Annotated in this window: 24 protein-coding genes; 1 reads left to right on the top strand and 23 read right to left on the bottom strand. The window is 52.7% G+C overall.

The features are described 5' to 3' along the window. Window positions 1-45 precede the first annotated feature (45 nt). Complete coding sequence (gene tnpB / locus TRICHSKD4_RS27710) at window positions 46-393, bottom strand: IS66 family insertion sequence element accessory protein TnpB (protein WP_009465831.1); 348 nt, start codon at window positions 391-393, stop codon at window positions 46-48. After that, window positions 390-659 (bottom strand): hypothetical protein, encoded by a 270-nt coding sequence (locus tag TRICHSKD4_RS27705; protein ID WP_009465502.1) that lies wholly within the window; start codon window positions 657-659, stop codon window positions 390-392. Before TRICHSKD4_RS27705 ends, tnpB begins: the two co-directional genes overlap by 4 nt. Between TRICHSKD4_RS27705 and TRICHSKD4_RS32525 the strand changes: the two genes are divergently transcribed. Beyond that, window positions 637-921: a hypothetical protein gene (locus TRICHSKD4_RS32525; RefSeq protein WP_009469812.1), complete on the top strand. Its 285-nt coding sequence runs from the start codon at window positions 637-639 to the stop codon at window positions 919-921. The genes TRICHSKD4_RS27705 and TRICHSKD4_RS32525 overlap by 23 nt on opposite strands. Before the next feature lie 171 nt (window positions 922-1,092). Here the strand turns inward: TRICHSKD4_RS32525 and TRICHSKD4_RS27700 are convergent, their stop codons facing one another. From TRICHSKD4_RS27700 to htpG, 21 genes are all read right to left on the bottom strand, one after another. After that, window positions 1,093-2,145, bottom strand: coding sequence for an EscU/YscU/HrcU family type III secretion system export apparatus switch protein (locus tag TRICHSKD4_RS27700; protein ID WP_009469811.1), 1,053 nt, complete (start codon window positions 2,143-2,145; stop codon window positions 1,093-1,095). Beyond that, window positions 2,142-2,951 (bottom strand): EscT/YscT/HrcT family type III secretion system export apparatus protein, encoded by an 810-nt coding sequence (locus TRICHSKD4_RS27695; protein ID WP_040617702.1) that lies wholly within the window; start codon window positions 2,949-2,951, stop codon window positions 2,142-2,144. Before TRICHSKD4_RS27695 ends, TRICHSKD4_RS27700 begins: the two co-directional genes overlap by 4 nt. Before the next feature lie 2 nt (window positions 2,952-2,953). Then, window positions 2,954-3,223, bottom strand: a complete 270-nt coding sequence (locus TRICHSKD4_RS27690) for an EscS/YscS/HrcS family type III secretion system export apparatus protein (RefSeq protein WP_009469809.1) — start codon at window positions 3,221-3,223, stop codon at window positions 2,954-2,956. A gap of 8 nt (window positions 3,224-3,231) precedes the next feature. Further along, window positions 3,232-3,885: a type III secretion system export apparatus subunit SctR gene (gene sctR, locus TRICHSKD4_RS27685; RefSeq protein ID WP_009469808.1), complete on the bottom strand. Its 654-nt coding sequence runs from the start codon at window positions 3,883-3,885 to the stop codon at window positions 3,232-3,234. Then, window positions 3,885-5,018, bottom strand: a complete 1,134-nt coding sequence (locus TRICHSKD4_RS27680) for a FliM/FliN family flagellar motor switch protein (protein ID WP_009469807.1) — start codon at window positions 5,016-5,018, stop codon at window positions 3,885-3,887. Before TRICHSKD4_RS27680 ends, sctR begins: the two co-directional genes overlap by 1 nt. Window positions 5,019-5,046: 28 nt before the next feature. After that, window positions 5,047-5,484, bottom strand: a complete 438-nt coding sequence (locus tag TRICHSKD4_RS27675; RefSeq protein ID WP_009469806.1) for a hypothetical protein — start codon at window positions 5,482-5,484, stop codon at window positions 5,047-5,049. Beyond that, entirely contained in the window at window positions 5,484-6,818 is a 1,335-nt protein-coding gene (locus TRICHSKD4_RS27670) for a FliI/YscN family ATPase (RefSeq protein ID WP_009469805.1), read from the bottom strand. The genes TRICHSKD4_RS27675 and TRICHSKD4_RS27670 overlap by 1 nt, the downstream gene beginning before the upstream one ends. Window positions 6,819-6,830: 12 nt before the next feature. Continuing rightward, window positions 6,831-7,493, bottom strand: coding sequence for a FliH/SctL family protein (locus TRICHSKD4_RS27665; RefSeq protein WP_009469804.1), 663 nt, complete (start codon window positions 7,491-7,493; stop codon window positions 6,831-6,833). A gap of 96 nt (window positions 7,494-7,589) precedes the next feature. Continuing rightward, complete coding sequence (locus TRICHSKD4_RS27660) at window positions 7,590-8,135, bottom strand: hypothetical protein (RefSeq protein ID WP_009469802.1); 546 nt, start codon at window positions 8,133-8,135, stop codon at window positions 7,590-7,592. Window positions 8,136-8,141: 6 nt separating this feature from the next. Further along, the gene (gene sctJ, locus TRICHSKD4_RS27655; RefSeq protein ID WP_009469801.1) at window positions 8,142-8,894 is read right to left on the bottom strand and encodes a type III secretion system inner membrane ring lipoprotein SctJ; all 753 of its coding nucleotides are present in this window, start codon (window positions 8,892-8,894) and stop codon (window positions 8,142-8,144) included. A gap of 58 nt (window positions 8,895-8,952) precedes the next feature. Beyond that, window positions 8,953-9,375, bottom strand: coding sequence for a hypothetical protein (locus TRICHSKD4_RS27650; RefSeq protein WP_009469800.1), 423 nt, complete (start codon window positions 9,373-9,375; stop codon window positions 8,953-8,955). A gap of 29 nt (window positions 9,376-9,404) precedes the next feature. Then, window positions 9,405-9,581, bottom strand: coding sequence for a hypothetical protein (locus tag TRICHSKD4_RS31075; protein WP_009469799.1), 177 nt, complete (start codon window positions 9,579-9,581; stop codon window positions 9,405-9,407). A gap of 25 nt (window positions 9,582-9,606) precedes the next feature. Further along, a complete protein-coding gene (sctV, locus tag TRICHSKD4_RS27645; RefSeq protein WP_009469798.1) occupies window positions 9,607-11,709 on the bottom strand; it encodes a type III secretion system export apparatus subunit SctV in 2,103 nt (700 codons plus the stop codon). Further along, window positions 11,699-12,115 (bottom strand): tetratricopeptide repeat protein, encoded by a 417-nt coding sequence (locus tag TRICHSKD4_RS27640; RefSeq protein ID WP_009469797.1) that lies wholly within the window; start codon window positions 12,113-12,115, stop codon window positions 11,699-11,701. The genes sctV and TRICHSKD4_RS27640 overlap by 11 nt, the downstream gene beginning before the upstream one ends. 30 nt (window positions 12,116-12,145) lie before the next feature. Further along, a complete protein-coding gene (locus tag TRICHSKD4_RS27635) occupies window positions 12,146-12,574 on the bottom strand; it encodes a hypothetical protein (RefSeq protein ID WP_040617701.1) in 429 nt (142 codons plus the stop codon). Window positions 12,575-12,590: 16 nt separating this feature from the next. Next, the gene (locus TRICHSKD4_RS27630) at window positions 12,591-13,559 is read right to left on the bottom strand and encodes a hypothetical protein (RefSeq protein WP_009469794.1); all 969 of its coding nucleotides are present in this window, start codon (window positions 13,557-13,559) and stop codon (window positions 12,591-12,593) included. A gap of 100 nt (window positions 13,560-13,659) precedes the next feature. After that, entirely contained in the window at window positions 13,660-13,827 is a 168-nt protein-coding gene (locus TRICHSKD4_RS31070; RefSeq protein WP_009469793.1) for a hypothetical protein, read from the bottom strand. 198 nt (window positions 13,828-14,025) lie between these two features. Next, complete coding sequence (locus TRICHSKD4_RS27620; protein ID WP_040617699.1) at window positions 14,026-14,646, bottom strand: hypothetical protein; 621 nt, start codon at window positions 14,644-14,646, stop codon at window positions 14,026-14,028. Between the two features lie 4 nt (window positions 14,647-14,650). Further along, complete coding sequence (locus tag TRICHSKD4_RS27615) at window positions 14,651-15,361, bottom strand: response regulator transcription factor (protein ID WP_009469791.1); 711 nt, start codon at window positions 15,359-15,361, stop codon at window positions 14,651-14,653. 644 nt (window positions 15,362-16,005) lie between these two features. Next, the gene (locus tag TRICHSKD4_RS27610) at window positions 16,006-16,473 is read right to left on the bottom strand and encodes a hypothetical protein (RefSeq protein ID WP_009469790.1); all 468 of its coding nucleotides are present in this window, start codon (window positions 16,471-16,473) and stop codon (window positions 16,006-16,008) included. A gap of 409 nt (window positions 16,474-16,882) precedes the next feature. Beyond that, entirely contained in the window at window positions 16,883-18,748 is a 1,866-nt protein-coding gene (gene htpG / locus TRICHSKD4_RS27605) for a molecular chaperone HtpG (RefSeq protein ID WP_009469788.1), read from the bottom strand. Between the last annotated feature and the right edge of the window lie 70 nt (window positions 18,749-18,818).

Below are 18,818 nucleotides of genomic sequence, written 5' to 3'. Positions count from 1 at the left end.
GCGTAAGTTGAATCCCGAGAGGCGCGCAAACGCCAATATATTGGCCTATCCGACGCTCAGGGGCCGCCATGTTTTTTGCGGCATCCGCCAGTCTATGCCTTCAAGCAACATCGACAATTGCGCGGGCGTCACGCTGACCTTACCGTCCTTCGCAGCAGGCCAAACAAACCGGCCCTTCTCAAGGCGCTTGCTGAACAGGCATGCGCCCTGTCGATCCCACCAGATGATCTTCAGCAGATCACCGCGCCGTCCCCGGAACACAAACAGATGTCCAGAATAGGGATCAAGCTCCAGAACCTTCTCCGCCTGAGCCGCCAAAGTGTTGAACCCGCGCCGCATGTCCGTCACCCCGGCAGCCAGCCAAACCCGCGCGTTGGACGGCACGGGGATCACGGCATTAGACCTTCAACCAAAGCCAGCACCGTCGGCAGCGCCGTCGTCCCTTCCACCAATACCCGCCGCCCGTCCGACAGCGTGATATCAACCCGCTGAGCCGACAACGGCATATCCGAGGCAAGCGCCGCGATCTGGTGGCCTGGTGCGGCCTGCGGGCCCTCTATCTCCACTGGTAGAAACGCCGCTCCATCAAGGACGCAATCGCTGTCTTCTGGCGCAAACCGCTCATCACGCAGCCAGTTGTGGATCAGGTTCGCATTCATCGCAGAGCGGCGCGCAACCTGCGCAACCGAAACCCCCGGCACTCTGGCCTGCAAACAGATCGACCGCTTCTCGTCATCCGACCAAAACCGCTTCTTGCTGCCCTTCTTCGTACCCAAAATGTGCCTCACAATGTCCATTAACGAAAATGGACATTATCACCCCACTGCGCTCCCCGTCAGAGCGGGAATACCGAACGCTCACGCAACAAACAGCAGTGAGCTGCAAGGAAAAGCGCGACGAGCGGACTTCTTGCCCGGTTGAGCGGTTTGACGAAGCAGGTCGGAGCTGTTTTTACGTCCCTTCGGTATAGGGTGAATTTGCCCGGCAACGTCGTTGCAAATCTTTGAAAACCAGACGGTTTCCTGCAGCTCTGCGCCTCGTATCCGAACAAATTCTTCCCTACCATTTCATCCAAATTAATGGGCTCTGACCCTAGAGCAGGCCGTTTCTGATGATCAGCAGGGCAATTTTTTGGAACTGGCGTTCCTCAATTTGCTGACCAGGCAACAGCGTCCGGAACAGATCTTGGGCCAATTCCGGCTCATGTTCAATTGGAACACTCATCTGTCCGCCGCTTGCCAGAATTTCATCGCCTTGTTCGCCGCGCCCCTTAGCCACCACGATGGGGACCGGTGTGTCTTCGGCATGAAAGCGAAGGGCAATCGCCATATCAGCGCCGCTGACGATTAGGTTCGCTGTCGCGTCCTTGCCCGCAGTTGTGTTGACCTGCGTCATTTCCTTATGGGCTTCCTTGCGAGCACTCTTGTACTCGGGATTGCCCATGGTCTCCTTCAGCTCTTTTTTCAGCTGCGTGCGGGTCATCTTGTTCTCTTTTTTGAACAAGGCCTCCTGCAAAGGCAGATCAAGCACACCTCCGATTACCAAAAGAATGGCGGCGGCCAGTATAATCTTGATTAGCAAGTCATTGGTGACGGCTGTTGTGCAGGGGAACTCACAGATGGGACTGTTGAGAATGGCGGGCAGAGCCAGCCAAATGAACATGCCCGCAACGACAAACCAAATCAGAACCTTGAGAAGGGAGACAGAAAACTCTGTCATCCCTCGAGCCCCAAACATTTTCTTGAAGCCACTGGCGGGATTGATTTTTTTGAAGTCTGGCACAATCGGATGCATAGAGAAGGGGATGCCCTTTTTGTGCAAGATATTCGCCAAGATTGCAGTGAGTACGAGAATGACCACAAGCGGGATCAGGCTGTAGAGAGTCTCAAGGATCGACACCACAAACATGGGTCGATAGGAATCCTCCAGTTCCATCTGAAAGCCCCGCAGGGCGAAGTCTAGACTGTTTGAAAACATCCGAACAAAGGATGGCCAGGCCATAATCACGAAGAACAATCCGCCCAACGTGATGAGCATGGTGACGAAGTCCTTGCTCTGGGCGACTTGTCCTTTTTCCCGCGCTTTTCGGAGTGTATGTTCCGTCGCGGGGAGGTTTTTTTCCTCTGAAGTATCACCTCCACTCATGGCAGAACCCCTTTCAGCAGGGTGTCTACCTCGTACATGTGACTAAGTTCATTCTTGAAAATGCGAATGAGGATCAAGCACATGACCGGCAGAAGGATAATCCCGATTGTGTTTTTGACTGAAAAGGCCAGATGGCTGACGTTGATCTGTTTTCCGAACTTTGTCGTGAGCAGGAAGATGAGATCAGCCACAAACATGACAAGCAGGAGCGGTGTGGCAATTACAAGCGCCGAGCTGACCAACCCTTCCAACACATTGAAAATGGTAATCGGCTCAACCCCGCGCTCGAGCGGAAGTGCATCGAACATCGGCCAGACTTCATAGGTGGAATAGATTGTATCGGTGACGATCCAGAAGCCGTTGAGGTTCGCGAACAGAAACAAGGAAATTACGAGGAAGAGTTTCGCATAAGGCGTAACTTGCCCGCCTGTCGGGTCCGGGTCTCCCGAAGCACCGCCTCGATATCCATCAATGATGTGACCGCTTGAAGCTGCGATGGTAAAGGGTAAAGACGCAACCCAGCCAAAGACACCGCCGATAAAAATTTCCTTCACGAGCACCAGCACATACGGATAAGGAAGCTCCGGGATCGTGCTTTGCTCAAGGCTAAACAACGGGATCGCGACCGGCATGGCAATCGCGATTGCAAAGATCATTCTTAAGACGCCGATATTCAGGTGGGCCCACCCAAAGGCGACGAAAGTCATGGCCAGCCCAAACGGGCGCGCAGTTGCCAAAACCATGATCTTCAGGTTGTCGAAAACAGCCTGTAACAGAAGCTCTTGCGCCGCGGCTTCCATAAACATGGTCAGTTCACAATCGTTCCGAAATTGTTGAAGATATTCAACGTCGTGGCATAAAGGGGTGCGGCAAGGACATTGCCGAAAAACAACAGGATGATTGTAATGACCACAATCTTCAGGGTCTGCGGCAGGGTCTGCTCCTGAATTTGCGTGACGGCCTGAAACAGGCCGATCAGGAACGCAATCAAGGTTGCCAGAATAAGCGGCGGCCCAGTGAAGATCACGGCGTCATAGAGGATCTCGTAGAGGATAGTTGCGTATGCTGCGTCTCCCATAAGTCCTCCTAGGCGTAGGTCAGGAGCAAGCCCTGAACGATCTTGCTCCACCCTTCAACGAACACGAACAGCATCAGTTTGAAGGGAATGGATATGGTGGACGGTGGCACCATCATCATGCCAAGCGCAATCAGGACGGTGGTGACGATGATATCAATGGCAATGAACGGCAGAAACAAGAGGAAGCCGATTTCAAAGGCCTTGGTCAGTTCCGACAAGAGGAAGCTGGGTACGAGAATAGCTAGATCCTCCGGTGTCGCATCTTGTGCGTATTTATCACCCCAGATTTTTCGGGTGGAAGCGAGGAAAAAGGCCGTTTGTTTTTCATCCGCATGTTTCTTCAAGAACTCTTTCAGCGGGGCAGAGCCTTCTTGGCCGGCCTTTATCCAGTCCTGCGCTGTTTCCAGCTCGGGAACGGTTTGCTGAACACGTTCGAAGGAATCAGCCACCACTGGGAAGGCGATGTAGGCCGACAAGATGATGGCAAGACCATACATCACAACGTTGGGTGGAAGGTTCTGCAAGCCCGTTGCATTCCGCACAATCATCAGAACGACGGCAATTTTTGCAAAAGCAGTTACAGTCACAGCGATGATCGGCAGAAATGCCATGAAAAAGACAAGCGCTATGACCCCAAACGAGTTTTCTCCAAGGTCGAGCATTAGCGAGTGATTTCCTGTACTTTGATGCCCATGCAGCCGTCCTGAAGAACAAGGTTCCCGGAACCGGCTTTTTCGCCGTTACAGAGGATCTCAACCGCACCGTTCTCAGGGCGCTGAAAAGGAAGTTCAGTGCCGACCTTAAGGGCTACGATCTCGTTGTCGGTCATGGCCAGTTTTGCCGGAACAAAGCTGAGCATTAACTCACCAGCAGAATTTGGAGGAGTCTCTTCTTCCGGCGGGGGGACGATGGTAGCCTTGCTTGGTGTCACAACAATCGGATATGCCGATTGGCCTTCGATCAGGAGGTCCCCCTGTAGTTCCGGGCCTTGTGCTTCTTCCAAGACTATCACGTCCCCATTTGCCAGTTGATCAACCTCCTCAGGCATCAGGAGAACCGAGCCGAAGCTGATCTGGACGTCACGTTTGACCAAACCGGCGACACGCTTGGTATTGAGTTTGTGAAGAAGAGCCCAGAATCGATGGCTAGGTGAATGTAGCCCGACTGGAAAGCCGCCACCGTCGCTGTTGAGCATGCCATATACATCAACCGGAGCCGTTCCGGCTTGAACAAAATCAGCGCCGATAAAGGAAAGGTCGCGGCCTACATGCTGCTCAAAGGGCGCAATAAGCGGGGTTAGAAAATGTTCGGTCAGCAGGGCCTGATCATGTGGGCTACCATCTTGGAAACTGATTGGTTCCGGCAATTGTGTGACAAGGTATTCAACAAAGTCTGCTGACAGAAGTAGGTTGAACTCTTCGTTGCCCAACTGGCCATAGACCTGCAATGCGGGGGCGAAACTATCTCCCAGCCACTCTTCGGCAGGTGTCAACTCGCCATCAAAGCCGAAATCATAAAACGGCATTTCGGCTGAACTCTCGATCCAGAGCTGGCGAAAAGTTTCCGGTTGGCGGTCACTCAAGGCAGCGGCCTCGATTGGCATTTCTGCTCTTGACGGCTTTTGAGGCCGTTGTCTTGGCATTTGGGAATTGGGGGTCGGCGCGGCGTATTTCGGTCCGTTCTGACCATAGACTTCAGAAGTAGCGACATGATCCTCAAGCGGCGCGTCAGCTGCCTGTCTTGAGGTCCGGGCAATCGCCTTTTCCAAATTCTGAAGTGTCCTCGGGTTGGTCATTGTGCCCTTTCAAAGTGATCACCACCTGTTACCCGCTGTTGGACTTATGCAAATCCTTCCGTCGGTGCAGTTTGGCGATTTTCTTTTGCAGCTCTTCCAGTTTCTTTTGCTTCATGACCAGGTGGCGGAGTGCGAGGCCGCGTTCTTCGACGACTATTTCCGAATCCCTGGTGATTTGCGTCATCGTGGTTAATTTTGCAATCTCGTTGTTAATTTCTTCTTTAGACAGTGCGAATTGTAGCGAGTTAAGTGCTAATTGTGACGTAGATGCAGGTGCTGAGAGCAGTTCCCGGTTCCTCTGCCGCCTTCGGCTTTCGGCATTTTCCCGATATTCGTTCACAGTTTCGCCTTGACGCTGTTCGGCTTGCAGGGCTTGCAGGTGTTGGCGTTTGGCGGCTTCCATCTCCGCGCGCGCAGCACGTTCACGGCTTTCGACAAGAAATTGCAGTTTCTTGAGATCACGCATCACTCAGTTCCGGCACAGGCAATCAGCTGTTCCAGGATTTCAGGATAAGCCGCCCCATCATGGGAGTTTTGGGTCAGGAATTGTGCAATTTGCTCTCGCTTGGCGATTGCTTCATCCGCGACCGGGTCAGCACCTTCCTTGTATTCGCCCACTTGCAACAGCAATTCGATCTCGAGAAATTTCGACATAAGCATTCGAACTTTTGAAGAGGCTTGAATATGCTCAGGTGTCACAATTTCGTTCATCAAACGACTGCGGCTTTGCAGGACATCAATCGCCGGATACCGGCCAGAGTGAGCGAGTTCCGAAGACAGGATGATATGCCCGTCCGTGATGCTGCGCACCTCCTCGGCAATTGGGTCATCAAGGCCTTCATTTTCGGTCAATACGGTGTAAATCGCCGTGATGCTGCCGCGGTCCGTTTTGCCGCAGCGCTCAATCAGCCGGGGCAGTTCTGCGTAAACCGACGGAGTAAAACCGCGACGGACCGCCGCTTCGCCCGCTGCAAGGCCAACCTCGCGCAAAGCGCGTGCAAATCGGGTGACGCTGTCAAAAAGCAAAAGGACGCTTTTACCCTGATCGCGGAAATATTCCGCGATGGAGGTTGCAATGTAGCCGCCAAGGATCCGCTGCATCGCTGGGCTGTCGGAAGTTGACGCAATCACGACGCTGCGGCTGCGAAACGCCGGCGGCAGCTGTCGCTCCATAAACTCCCGAACTTCGCGGCCACGTTCACCGATCATGGCCAAAACGCACACATCTGCATTACAGTTGCGGGCAAGGCTTCCCATCAGCGTCGATTTACCCGATCCCGGGTCACCGAAAAGCCCGATCCGTTGGCCTTCGCCGAGCGTGTTCAATCCGTCGATCGCCTTGACGCCACTTTCAAAAACCGTGTCGATTGGAGGACGGGAAAGTGGGTTGATTTGCGTCGGAGATATTCGGCGTTTAACCCAATCAGAACCGGATGTCGAAAACCCGGTTTCGAGCGGGCGACCAAGACCGTCCAACATGCTTCCGAGCAAACCATCGCCGCAGGTAAAGGTGAAGTCTTCGCCGGTCGGGATCACTTCTGCACCGGCAGACAAACCCTCAATCGCCCCCAAAGGCGCGAGAATAGCTGTACCGGTATTGATTGAAACAACACGTGCAAAGCCGGTGTAACCCGTTTCCCGATCAATCATTTCGCAGATGTCGCCGATGGCAACACCTTCGATATCAGCTGTCAGACGAACCGGTGAGATGTCTGTCAGTTTGCCAACAGACTTATAGAGCTGCGCCTTGTGGAGCCGCCGTTCAAGAGTTTGAATGACTGCGCTTTGAGGGGAGGGCATTTTAAAAGTCCCTTATCCTGCCAAGCGATGATCGGATTCAGGTTCCGGCGTCATAAGCGCGTGCCGCAATGCGGCCAGTTGTGTTTCAACATCAATGCGTAACTCTGCTGTCCCATCCGTTAGATGGCATTCGCCCTCTGGCAGGTGATGGCCAATCTGGATATCGGAAATCGGGTGGTTCTTTCCGCGTTGGCATTGCGAGACCACTGCTTTGACCTGTTCCAGATCTTCCTCTGCAACATGAAGCACTAAAGAGCGCCGTTTGCGGAAATCGCGAATGGCTGATCGGACCACTCCGGCAAGCTGTTCGGATTTCGGCGTCTCAGCCAGGATTTTCTCAACACTGTCAGAGACAATCGTCGCAACTTCCCCTTCCAAGGCATAAACGTCTGCTTCCAGTTTGCCTGAGAGTTCGAGAAATTTCAGGCAGGCAGCCTTCTTGCCGCGTGCCAGACCGTCTTCTTCAGCTGTTTGAAGGATCTCAGCTGCTTTTTCCTCTGCCTCAGCGAGGATGCGAGCAGCCTCGGCTTCTGCCTGCTCTTGCGGGGACAGAACCGGTCCGGCGTCCTCAGTCGGAATGGCTGTGCCAATTGCGGGATTACCGTCAGCATCCGTTTCGCCGGGATCTCCAGCGGGTTGAAGTTTTACAATGCGTCCAGTGTAATGACGGCTCATTGGTAGCTACCTCCGCCAAGTGATGCTGGCAGGCCAACATTTTGGGCAACGGCACGGACCACGCCATCGGCGGATTGACAACGCTTTACGAAATACTCAAGGCCTTCCATCTGGCTTTGGGAAAACATCAGCCGAACCCGCGCTTGCAGCGTGTAGGGAACTGTGTTGGCCCAGGCCAAAACACACATTTTTCCAGTAGAGGCAACAACCCCGGGAACTGAGAAAGTCGAACTGCATGTCATCCTGATAGGAGGCAAGAGACCGCAGACGAACGGCACGTCTAAGATCCTGGATGTCAAAGAACTCAGTCAATTGGTGCAGGTTTTGCGGGTCTACTGACCCGGCAAGATAATCGCCGTAAAGCACCAAACCGACCTGTTGGGTAAAGCGATTGAAGTCCTGAAAAGCAAGGCGAGCCGCCAAGGCATCATCAGGGCTGCAGTCCAGAACATCATCGTAGAGTAGGTTGTTTTGCTGCAGAACCTGCTCGACAACCTTCTTATTGATGCGCGGGTTTGCCAAAAGGGTTTCAACCACAGCTTCCGAACCAAAGCTGGATCCAGGCTGCTCTATCCAATCTGGATGGATACTACCAACTGAGACGAGCTCGTTTTCAGGCAAGGGGGAATAGGTGTTCATCATGTCCCCTTAGTCCATTCGCTGACCGCGAGATTGCGTTTTAGGTCGCGATTTCGTCTTGTTGTAGGCAAAGAAGAGCAAGATAACCGCGATCAAGGCTGCGATGGGAAGCGTTGGCAAAGATTGCAGCTGTGAGGTGACCGACGAGGGCACCATCGGCGAGTTGGCTGGGAATAGGCCAACACTGACATCCTCATAGCTCAAGCGTTCAACACTGCTCGCCACGAGGTTTTTGATTACCGGAATTTGCGCATTCAGGTCGGTGCCTTGCGAGTGATAGATGAAGACAGCCGCGCGAGATGGGGCTGTTTCCTCTTCCAATGGAGCTTTTTCCGGCAGGGTGATGTGGACTTCTGCCGAGGTCACGCCTGCGATTCTGGATATGCTTTTGGAAAGCTCTTCAGTCACAGCATGGATAAAGCGCGCCTTTTCTTCAAAGGCGGTCGAGACCAGCTTGTCGCTGGAGAAAACCTCACCCAATCCGTCAAACTTTTGGCGAGGCAGACCGTTTTGCGCCAGAATTCCATAAGCGCGCGCGGTGTCTCCACGCTCAATAAAGAGCGTGTAGGTGCCTTCGCTGTCCCGTTCTCGAGACACCGAAATACCATTGCTCTCCAGAACAAACGCCATTTCGTTGACGTCGCGTTCGTCCAGCTTGCTATAGAGCTCGGACTGACAACCCGCCAGAAAAGCGGCAACCAATATCGCCGCTACGAATCGCCCGTTGGGCAGGAACCGCTTGATCGAGGACAGTACGTACATGCTCTTCTATCCATCCTTGTCGGCCCCAACCCACAATTACCGTTAAAGTTTCAACGCCTTAAGACTGACGTATCAAACTGCTCGTCGTGCTGGAAATTCCACTGATAACCTGGTTCAGCAGCGCAAGCGAGATAGCGTGGTCGAAGCTCTTTACCAAAACTTCCGTTCCGTCATTTTGCGCTGGATTGGTTACTGATGTGTCACTTTCTGCCTGAGTAGTTGGATGAATTTCATAAGGCGAAGGAAGCAACTCTGCTTTCGTCGCTTCAACAGGGTCGTTTATTGAAGACGGTGAAGCAGGGCTTTTCGAGCCAAACTCCTGAATCGTCTCATGAATGTTGGTCAGCACAGCTTCAAATTCTGCCTTGTTGACAGCAGAGTAGTTCTGCTGCCCCATTTCAGAAACAGGGATTTCATGTTGTTGCTGTGCATTGGCCGCCTGTGCTTGCGCAGAAGCGGCACCGATAGCTTCAATACTCATTACTCAAGCCTCAGTTGCACGTTGATCGCTTACTGCGCGTTTTCCTGGCCGACTTTCCAGACTTCGTTGAAAACCATCAGGGACAGCTGGGTCATGAACTTTTCAGCTGCTTCATTTGCCTGATCTTCGACACCATTGTTCTGGTTGCCATTTGCTGCTTGGGCTTGTGCCCCCGGCGCTTGTTGCGCTGCTCCAATCGGATCCATTTGACTCTCCTACTTTGTGTTTTTTTTAGTTTGAAAAACTCATGGACATCTTGAACGGCTCATCCGAGCCGGTCAGTGTCCCTATTGGCTGGAGATAAAACTCCGGCGAGACTTCCTGGAAAGAAATCACCTTACATGTCAGGCCATGTTCCACCAGGTATCCACGGAGATGCCTGCGCAAATCCGTCGAAGTGGCGATCACCGGTTCTGTGACGTTGCTATGATCCGGTGTCTTTATTTTCTGTAGTTGCTGCAGCAAGGCAGCAGAAACCGTGTTGGACAGCATCAGGTAGCTGCCTGTTTCGGTATGCCGCAGGGACGACCTCAACGCCTGTTCGAGGTCCGGTTCTACGATATATGCGGAAATCACGCGGTTACGATCAGCGATGTCATTACAGATCTGGCGGCGCATAGCGCGGCGGATCTGCTCAACCAAAAGGGCTGTGTCCTGTTCCTGACCTGCGAGCTCTGCGATGGCCTCAAACAGCACACGTCGTGAGGAGAGCGGGACACCTTCGTCCAACAAACGCCGCATGATATCCAGCATGCGGGCAGGGGTAACAGACTGTCCGATATGTTCTGCCAGTTCGGGACTGTTGGCGTGCAGTTCCCCAAAGACCGACTGCACATCCCGGAAGCCGAGCATCCGTCCAATGTTTTCTTTGAGATAATGCATGGTTAGAGCAACAAGAGATTGCTCGGTTGTCCGCGCCAAGATGCCTGCTGACTGAACTTTACTCAGGCTGTGGGCCGGAGCCCATTTCGGTGAGCGGAACGGCCAAGCCCCATCAACCGGTGATGTGCTAACTCCTGCAAGTTCAGCTACTTCCTCATCAGCTTCAATAAGAATTGAATCCCGTGGGAAGTACCCGGAGAACACCGGCACCCCATCCAGATCGATTTCGAAACTGCGCTCCTCGAGACCATAATCTTCCAAGAGGCCAAACCGGGGGGCTTCCAGACCGACATTCAATGTATAGGCCTGCTGTGCGTTGGTTCGCTCGGTGACGAAGTAATCCCGGTCCAGCGAAGCCATCAGGGCAGGGCTGACGCGGATTGTCGCCAGATCATCAACCTGTGCAGCTTCTGTTTCAGGTGCCTCAGCAACAGCTTCCTCGGTTTTCGCTTGTGCCACCAACGCATCGGTTGCTTCTGTTTCTTCACGTGCTTTGCGCGTGAGCGACAGGGCCAAAAGCACAAGGCCAGCTGCGATGGAGAAGAAAACGATTTTCGGGAAGCCCGGGACCAGTCCAAGACCGCCGACCACAACCGCAGAAACCCAAAGGGTCCGCGGGCTGTCGATAAGCTGCTTGAACATGTCCGACCCAAGGTCAGACTGATCATCAGTGGTTACGCGCGTGATAACCGTACCAGCACACAGCGCCATAAAGAGCGCCGGGATTTGAGCAACGAGGCCATCGCCAATAGTTAGACGCGAGAATAGGTTGATTGCATCGCCGACAGACAGGCCGTATTGCAGCATACCAACGCCAATACCGCCAATCAGGTTGACGGCAATGATGATGAGACCTGCAATGGCGTCGCCTTTGACGAACTTCATCGCACCGTCCATCGCGCCATAGAACTGGTTCTCGCGATCCAGTTGGCGACGACGGGTTTTGGCTTCTTCTGCGGTGATATCTCCGGCACGCATTTCAGCATCGATGCTCATCTGACGGCCCGGAAGGGCGTCCAGAACAAAACGCGCAGAAACTTCCGCAACGCGCTCGGAACCCTTTGTGATCACCAAAAACTGGACTGTGGTGATGATCAGGAAGATCACAAGGCCCACAATCACGTTGCCCTGAGTCACGAAGGTGCCGAAAGTTTCAATGATCGCGCCCGCATCTGCCTCACTAAGGATCAGGCGAGTGGTCGAGATGGAAATTGCCAAACGAAACGCTGTTGCGATCAGAATAACAGCCGGAAAGGTCGAAAAGCTGTCCGGGCGTTTCAGATAGATGGCGACGGTCAGGATCAATACCGTAAAGCTGATGTTCAAACCGATCAGCGCATCCAAAAGAAGCGTCGGCATCGGCAGGATCATCAGGACGATCGTCATCATCATCAAGGTGACGAGAACGAGATCCTGTCTGTTGCGAAGGTTACGGGTAATGCTATCGAGCATGCATCCCTCCCTTCGACCGGCGACGGTTCAGATATTGCAGGAAGGCCTTTCTGGCCTCCGTCATCTTCATCCGGCGCAACAACACCACACTGCGGAGTAGCAGGGGCTTATCTGACTTGGCAGCGCGTGGATCCAGATCATCCAATTCATCGAGAATGGTTTCGGCCGCGTCCGTATGCCCGGTTTTCAAAAGGGCCTGAGCCAAAAGGCGCAAGGTGTCCATGTCTTCCGGCCATAGTCGGCGGTTTACCAATAGAAGGGCGATCGCTTCGTCAGTTTCACCGTAGCGAAGCTGATAGGCAGCAAGAGACTTTAGGGCACGACAATCTTCTTCCGTCAGAGGCGTCGATGCGACGGCTCCTTCGGAAACAAAGACTTCATTCTCTTCTGCCAGCTTTTCAGCCATATTCGCGATCACCTTCAAAAAATAATCCGGTTATTTCGAAATCAAAGCATCTGCTCCGCCCTGCACCAGAGACAGGCGGCGGAGACTTTCGGTTACCACCTGCAAGCCAAGTTCGATCTCGGCGCGGGCGGTCGGATCAGCTTCTTCCTCGAGCATTTGGTCCAGCTCCGCTTCAATCCGCGTGAGGCTGTACATCATGCGGGAGCGCGACATGTTGGACAGGCCAACCACATCCGCTGGTGATACGTCCGACAGAGAAGGGACCGATTCCACATTCGTCGGTTTTGCCGGTTGGCGCTTGAGAGCTGGAGCCGCCGGTTTTTGCGGCGCTGTATGCTCTGGCCCTACAGCTGGTTTAAGCTTACGAACAGGTGCAGTTCGCGAGCTCTTTTGAGCGGGTCTTGCTCCGAAAGCCTCAGAGGAGCGCGGGGGTTGGAATTCCCCATTAATTTTGGCCATCCAAATGCTCCTCTGGTTAGAAGGTTAGCTTCACATTCTTTCCGCCACGGGAGATTTCAATTCCCTCGCGGGTGATGGCTTCAACTTTCCAGCCGCCGCCATATGTGTCGCCAACACCGACCACATTCCCGTCAGAAAGAAGAACTTGTGCCTTGCCGTTCTCGAACCAAACGCTCGCGATCGCCGGTACGGACGCGTCTTTCTTGGTTTTGACAACGTTATTGACCAGGCGCATCGGAGATCCCAGCTCATCGAACCACTTAAGGATCGTCCGCCAGCTTGCCGCTTCTGCGTCCGGGATGGACCCTGAGGCAACGAGAACATTGTCCCGACCTTCTGTCACGACGATCCTGTGCGCCAGACCGGCATCGCGAATGCGGGTCTGAAGCAGTTCAGCATGTTGTTGAGTTGGTTTTTGTCCCGTTAACCCGGGCAAGGCTGCATCGACTTTCTCGGTCAAGGCATCAACTGCAGCATTCGCCGGCTGAAGAACGCTTTTGTCGAAGGTCACCCGCAGGAGGTCTGCAGCAAGCCAACTGCCGACAAAAATCAGCAGGACAAGAATAAAGTTGCGAACGATTTCAAGGACATTTCCAGTCTTCTCGAATTCGATCGTTGTGCCATTTGCGCGCACCGTCGTCGGCAGGTCTACTTCTGCGAATGTGCCAGCTTCAAGCCGTGAGCCATTCTCCAGAATGACGGGCCCATTTTGAGCGGTAATCCGGGCAGATCCGGCAAGCGCGTGATTGCGCTCGATCTTCAGATGCGAAGGCTCGATCGTTTCAGCAAACAGGCAAAAATCATCATTACCGTCGCTGCCGATCGTGAATGAGAGTTGGTTGGACGTTTTGGAAACGCCCTCGTGGTAGCCACCTACAATCCGAACCTTCAATCCAAACAGGTCACGAACGTACTGAACCGCCCGGCTGGGAAACCCATCGAGGCGGTCGGAAACGGCTGAACCTTGGACTGATGTTTGCGTCATACGCTTTATCTCGCGGCGGTACTCATAACTAGTTCGGCTCGGCTACTAAACGCGAAACACCCGGCGGCGAACTTGGCCCGCCGGGTGTTTCGAAGGTAAATTACTGCGGACGCTGCTTCAGAGCGTACAGGGAAGCACCCTTGATAGTCGTGGTAGCAAGAGTCCGCTGAGCCTGTTGCATTGCATGGTCGAATGCTTGGGTCAGAGTGCTGTTGCCTTCGTTACCGTTTGCGCCACCTGCTGCGCCTGCGCCTTGAACGTTGTTCATTGTATTTCTCCAGTTTGCGTTTCTGTCAGTTGGTGACGTTGGTGTGCTAGCTTCCATCGTCACTCCGTCGCGACCCTGACTTGGGTAGACGCTCATCAATGTAGATGTTCCAAACAGAAATTCTATTCGCGCTCAGTGCTTACGTAGTTGACCGAAAGTTTTAATCGTTAATCAAAAACAGAGTGTTAACCCAACGTCCTATTCGATACTTTTTCGTCCGAATTTTATGAAGCGAATGGTGTCCTCTCCATTCTCTTTTTTTGCCTTAAGTATTGATTCTGTTATGATTTCTACGCGGGCAATATAAGACGGTGGAGCCGTCAACATTGCAGCGTTAGCCTCAGGCACGGGCTGGAGCGGGTACCGAGCCGGATTCAGATCAACTTTCTGTATTTGAGAGTTGATTGTTTTCACTGACAAGGATTTGATCCCGATCAACCTCGACGTTATTTCATCTCGGCTCGAAAGGTGGAGGGTCGTTCCCTCAAAATACCATTCAATGCCGTAGCTGCGGGACATCTCGTCCAAAAAGGCCTGGCGCTCAGTCGGGATGAAGGCTTTTTTCACCCGGCCCTCGATGCCTTTTGACAATACGGGGTTGGCGCCGATGCGTTTTCCAAATTCGCTGAGGAGTGAGCGAAGGTCCTGATCTACGACATATACCGCGTCACCCGCTTCTACCGGCGACGGTTGCTGTGCAGCGGTTTCTTCGTTGGCAAGAGCCGGGATCGCACCGCACAAGGCAAGGCTCAGACATAAGCCGAACGTTAAAGCCTTGCTGGTACGTTTGTGGTTGGTGATGTGTGTCGTAGATGTCATGTCTTTACTCCGGCACCGCGCTAAAGCGGGTGTCGTCGGTATCAGGTGATGAGGCCGGGTCAGCCGAAGGGACCAAGCGCAGCCGTCGTGCCACACGCACAAGGTCGCTCAAGGTATAGGCCTTCGTTTTCCGGCGGATGTTGAGGCGGTGGGTTTCGACGGTGCGAACGCTCAGGTTCAGGCGATTTGCCGTTTCCTTGTTGCTCATGCCGTCGGCTACAAACCGCAGGATTTCGGTTTCTCTTGTCGTCAAGCCATAGAGGTTGACGCCAGTGCTGGACTGACTGGAGGCAGAAAAGACCCGGTTGACGAGGTCGCCGGTCAGGTAGCTGCCACCACCCGCGACTGCGCGAACAGCGTTGATGAGCTCGGTTGGTTCGGCACTCTTTTGCAGAACGCCGCCAGCTCCGGCCTGAAGCAGTTCGTGTATCTCGAACGGGTCTTCGCTGTTAAAGCAAATAAGAATACGCATGTTCTCATCAAGCTTGCGCAGCCGCTTGACGGTCTCATACGTCGTCATCCCGGTAATCGTAGCCTCCAGGATCACCAATTGGGGGCGACACGTTTTTGCCGCAAGAATAGCTGCGTAGCCGTCAGCCGCTTCTCCCACCACTTCACAATGGTCGGTAGCGTTCAGGCAGGCTTTGATTCCCTGCCGAACAAACGGTTGGCTGTCGACGATGAGCACTCTTGTTTTACTTTGCTCTTCAATCATGGTTGCCTCAAATTCCCTGTCGTCCGGGCCGTGCGTTCTTTTTATGCGCATTTCAGCCATAGACTTTTTGTAGGCGGTTCAGCTTTCCCAGAGGTACGTACAAAAGAAATGCCAAAACCGATTTTGAGTGTGCCAAAATTACGTAGATAAAGAGTGAATACGTATTTCTCTACGGGGTTTTTTATTGGTTTTGAATGTAGTTGTGTATAGATAATTTAGAAAAATTTTACAAAAACCCTGCGGCATATTTGATTGTGGAAACGTTTTATTTACTCAGCGCGAATGCAATTTTCGCGTGTTTTCAGGGTGTAGGGTTTGCTGCTGGAATTCTAACGAAATATTTCGTGAGGCCTCAAAACTCATTTATAGAAAGTGACTTAGCGGAAGAGTTCGGGTGAGATCCTCAAGTGACGCCACTCGGAGGAAATACGTGTATTGGTTGAAAATGGCTTGAGCTGTTCGCTGTCAAAGCTTCCTGTCTGCCGATGACAGCCTCTCCAGTGTGATCACGCATAACATATTGTTTACTCTGTATTTTGCTTGCGCAAAAAAAATGACCCGAACCAGGTTCGGGCCATAAAATCACACTTGGAAGTAATCTGGCGGGTTAATCAAAGGTTACTCAATGCCGCCAAATCGATACGTCAGTGTTCCATTTTGGTATAGTCGAGAAGAAAGTTCTCGATAATGCTCGGCAGCTGTTCAGCGTCCAGACCTGTTGCCCAATCGTTGAACAGGTCTTCATGGATGAAGATCAGGTTGTCGACGCGCTCGTGAACAAAGTTATCCATTCCAGCGCCATCGCCATTTATCAAAACCACTTCTGGCGCGGTCGTGCCCATGGCATCGGATTTGTCATTTGCGCGCTCAGGGAGGTCACCGAGGTCGAGGTTGGGGAGGCCCTTTCCATTTTGAGCGTGCGACACCAGCTCATCCAGCAGAAATGCTTTGCGGGTGACAACTGTTGTGGTTGCGCGACCGGTTGCTGCAGTTTTCGCTACATTGGATACCTGTCCTTGTGCAGCGGACTTCAGCAGCTGAGAGAAGTCTGTCTTTTCGTTTTTGCTGGTACTCAGCGCGGAGGGGATACCAGCGGATATTATCTTTGTCATGTCACTATCCAAGTGCCAAAGCCCGATAGAATCGGGAGTTTTATCTCGTTAGTTTCCAATCCTAATGGAACGTTAGCAAAAAGGAATGCAGGCAAAATACGGTCTTATTTCGTAATACGTAAGTAGTTAAGTGAATCATGCGTTAATTTAATATTCGAGTGGAAAAAATATATAGCAGAATCAATTATTTGTAGTTTTGAGATATAGGGCAGCATAGTCAATTATATTGCAGATTTGTCCAAAAAATACGGGAAATCACCTGCGTCACATTCGGGGCCGCGCAAATTGTCATGAGTAATCTTGTAATCTCCTTATCAATCTGGCCGAGGGAAATTTCCCCATCCGTAGTAGTTTTGCATTGATTTGCCCCTGCCAACAAATCTGTCAGCAGGGGCGCGTTTGATCGGCTTTAGAGGGCTTCCGACATGACAGACGACAGCCGACGGCCAAATGCGACGGGATCCACCGGCTCTTCGCCATCAGCAATCCGCGCTTGATCCAACAGAAGATGCGCAGCATCTGTGAGCAGGGTGTCGTTGCTCGCAGCGTCGCCTGAGGCCCGGTCGGCCAATTTCCTGATCATGGTGTGATCAGGGTTTACCTCGAGTATGCGGACGGAAAGCGCTTGAAGTTGGCCGGTTTGTTTCAAAAGCCGCTCAAGGTTGACGTCCATTCCGCTGTCATCAGCGATCAGGCAAACGGGGCTGTCGGTCAGACGTTTTGACGGACGTACGTCTTTTACAAGGTCACCGAGGGTAGCTTTGAAAGAGGCTACCAGTTGGGTGATGTGTTCGTTCTCGCTTTCATCTTTTTGTTCTTTGTCCGCGTCCTCGGATTTGATGTCATCCAGATTGGCATCGCCCTGGGTGACAGACTTGAAAGGCTTGCCGTCAAACTCGTTTATGTGGCGTAACCAGAACTCGTCGACGGCATCTTCAAACAGAAGAACCTCAACGCCCTTCGCGCGAAAGCCCTCAAGTTGTGGCGAATGCGCCATTTTCTCAGCGTCCGTTCCAGCCATGTAGTAAAGACCATCCTGACCTTCCTTCATGCGCTCTTTGTACGCAGCGAGGCTGGTGAGCTCTGACCCATGCGTGCTCTTGAAGCGGCAAAGCTCAAGCAGCTTGTCTCGCATGGAAAAGTCGTCCACGAGGCCTTCTTTGAGAACAGCACCAAAGTCCCGCCAGAATGAGACATAGGCCTCAGCGTCGGCTTCGCCTTTTTTCTTGAGTTCCCCAAGAACCTTCTTAGTCAGACTGCTCTTGATTTTTGCCAGCTTGGGGTCGGTTTGCAGCATCTCGCGAGATACATTGAGCGACAGGTCTTCTGAATCAACGATACCGCGCAAGAAGCGAAGATAAGGTGGCAGAAGTCCTTGTGTGTCGTCTGTAATGAAAACGCGATTCACATAGAGTTTGACGTGGGACTTGCGCTCCGGATCGAAAAGGTCGAACGGGCGGGTCGACGGGACGAACAATAGATTGGTGTAACTGATAAGGCCTTCCACTTGATTGTGAATGGTCAGCCACGGGTCATCAAAGGCATGAGCGGTGTGGTGATAAAATTCTTTGTACTGCTCAGGTGTAATGTCGCGCGCTGGGCGGGTCCAAAGCGCAGAAGCCTCGTTCAGGGTTTCATCGCCGAGTTTGATCGGAAAGCTGATGTGATCTGAGTAGGTTTTCACAACCGTCTTCAGGCGGATGTCTTCGGAAAACTCCTTCGCATCATCTTTCAAGGTCAAGGTGATCGTCGTGCCACGCTGATCCCGATCAGCGGGCTCGATGGAGAATTCTCCCTTGCCATCAGATGACCAAAGCCAAGCCTGATTTTCGCCAGCCTTGCGGGTAACGACATCAACCTTGTTTGCCACCATGAAGGCTGAATAAAAACCAACACCAAATTGTCCGATGAGTTTGACGTTGTCCTTATCTTCGTCACCGAGCTTTTCAAGGAACGCGTTTACGCCGGATTGGGCGATTGTTCCAAGGGTGCTCAACAGATCATCATGGCTCATGCCGATGCCATTGTCGGAAATGCTCAGTGTACCCGCATCATTGTCTGCCGATAGTGTGATCCGGAAATCGGCATCGCCGTCGGTCAGGGCAGGGGTGGTCAGGGCCGCATGGCGAAGCTTGTCACAAGCATCTGACGCGTTAGAAATCAGCTCGCGCAGAAAGACTTCACGGTTGGAATAAAGGGAATCCGTGACGATCTGGAGAAGCCGGCCAACTTCGGTTTGAAACGAGTAGGTTTCTTTCTGTTTAGTCTCGGTCATCTTCGAGGTCTTTGCTGTTCCGGAATATGTGTCTGGTTGTGAAAGTGTGCCGATTTCGGCAGCTGCGCGA

This window comes from Roseibium sp. TrichSKD4 (genome assembly GCF_000148725.1).
GTDB lineage: Bacteria > Pseudomonadota > Alphaproteobacteria > Rhizobiales > Stappiaceae > Roseibium.
This window is presented reverse-complemented; position numbering and strand designations above follow the sequence as displayed.

Bases quoted from the DNA above. Each gene is read 5' to 3' on its own strand.
- TRICHSKD4_RS27705 (WP_009465502.1), bottom strand. From the start codon at position 659: ATGAATGCGAACCTGATCCACAACTGGCTGCGTGATGAGCGGTTTGCG.
- TRICHSKD4_RS27700 (WP_009469811.1), bottom strand. From the start codon at position 2,145: ATGAGTGGAGGTGATACTTCAGAGGAAAAAAACCTCCCCGCGACGGAA.
- TRICHSKD4_RS27695 (WP_040617702.1), bottom strand. From the start codon at position 2,951: ATGTTTATGGAAGCCGCGGCGCAAGAGCTTCTGTTACAGGCTGTTTTC.
- TRICHSKD4_RS27690 (WP_009469809.1), bottom strand. From the start codon at position 3,223: ATGGGAGACGCAGCATACGCAACTATCCTCTACGAGATCCTCTATGAC.
- sctR (WP_009469808.1), bottom strand. From the start codon at position 3,885: ATGCTCGACCTTGGAGAAAACTCGTTTGGGGTCATAGCGCTTGTCTTT.
- TRICHSKD4_RS27680 (WP_009469807.1), bottom strand. From the start codon at position 5,018: ATGACCAACCCGAGGACACTTCAGAATTTGGAAAAGGCGATTGCCCGG.
- TRICHSKD4_RS27675 (WP_009469806.1), bottom strand. From the start codon at position 5,484: ATGCGTGATCTCAAGAAACTGCAATTTCTTGTCGAAAGCCGTGAACGT.
- TRICHSKD4_RS27670 (WP_009469805.1), bottom strand. From the start codon at position 6,818: ATGCCCTCCCCTCAAAGCGCAGTCATTCAAACTCTTGAACGGCGGCTC.
- TRICHSKD4_RS27665 (WP_009469804.1), bottom strand. From the start codon at position 7,493: ATGAGCCGTCATTACACTGGACGCATTGTAAAACTTCAACCCGCTGGA.
- TRICHSKD4_RS27660 (WP_009469802.1), bottom strand. From the start codon at position 8,135: ATGATGAACACCTATTCCCCCTTGCCTGAAAACGAGCTCGTCTCAGTT.
- sctJ (WP_009469801.1), bottom strand. From the start codon at position 8,894: ATGTACGTACTGTCCTCGATCAAGCGGTTCCTGCCCAACGGGCGATTC.
- TRICHSKD4_RS27650 (WP_009469800.1), bottom strand. From the start codon at position 9,375: ATGAGTATTGAAGCTATCGGTGCCGCTTCTGCGCAAGCACAGGCGGCC.
- TRICHSKD4_RS31075 (WP_009469799.1), bottom strand. From the start codon at position 9,581: ATGGATCCGATTGGAGCAGCGCAACAAGCGCCGGGGGCACAAGCCCAA.
- sctV (WP_009469798.1), bottom strand. From the start codon at position 11,709: ATGCTCGATAGCATTACCCGTAACCTTCGCAACAGACAGGATCTCGTT.
- TRICHSKD4_RS27640 (WP_009469797.1), bottom strand. From the start codon at position 12,115: ATGGCTGAAAAGCTGGCAGAAGAGAATGAAGTCTTTGTTTCCGAAGGA.
- TRICHSKD4_RS27635 (WP_040617701.1), bottom strand. From the start codon at position 12,574: ATGGCCAAAATTAATGGGGAATTCCAACCCCCGCGCTCCTCTGAGGCT.
- TRICHSKD4_RS27630 (WP_009469794.1), bottom strand. From the start codon at position 13,559: ATGACGCAAACATCAGTCCAAGGTTCAGCCGTTTCCGACCGCCTCGAT.
- TRICHSKD4_RS31070 (WP_009469793.1), bottom strand. From the start codon at position 13,827: ATGAACAACGTTCAAGGCGCAGGCGCAGCAGGTGGCGCAAACGGTAAC.
- TRICHSKD4_RS27620 (WP_040617699.1), bottom strand. From the start codon at position 14,646: ATGACATCTACGACACACATCACCAACCACAAACGTACCAGCAAGGCT.
- TRICHSKD4_RS27615 (WP_009469791.1), bottom strand. From the start codon at position 15,361: ATGATTGAAGAGCAAAGTAAAACAAGAGTGCTCATCGTCGACAGCCAA.
- TRICHSKD4_RS27610 (WP_009469790.1), bottom strand. From the start codon at position 16,473: ATGACAAAGATAATATCCGCTGGTATCCCCTCCGCGCTGAGTACCAGC.
- htpG (WP_009469788.1), bottom strand. From the start codon at position 18,748: ATGACCGAGACTAAACAGAAAGAAACCTACTCGTTTCAAACCGAAGTT.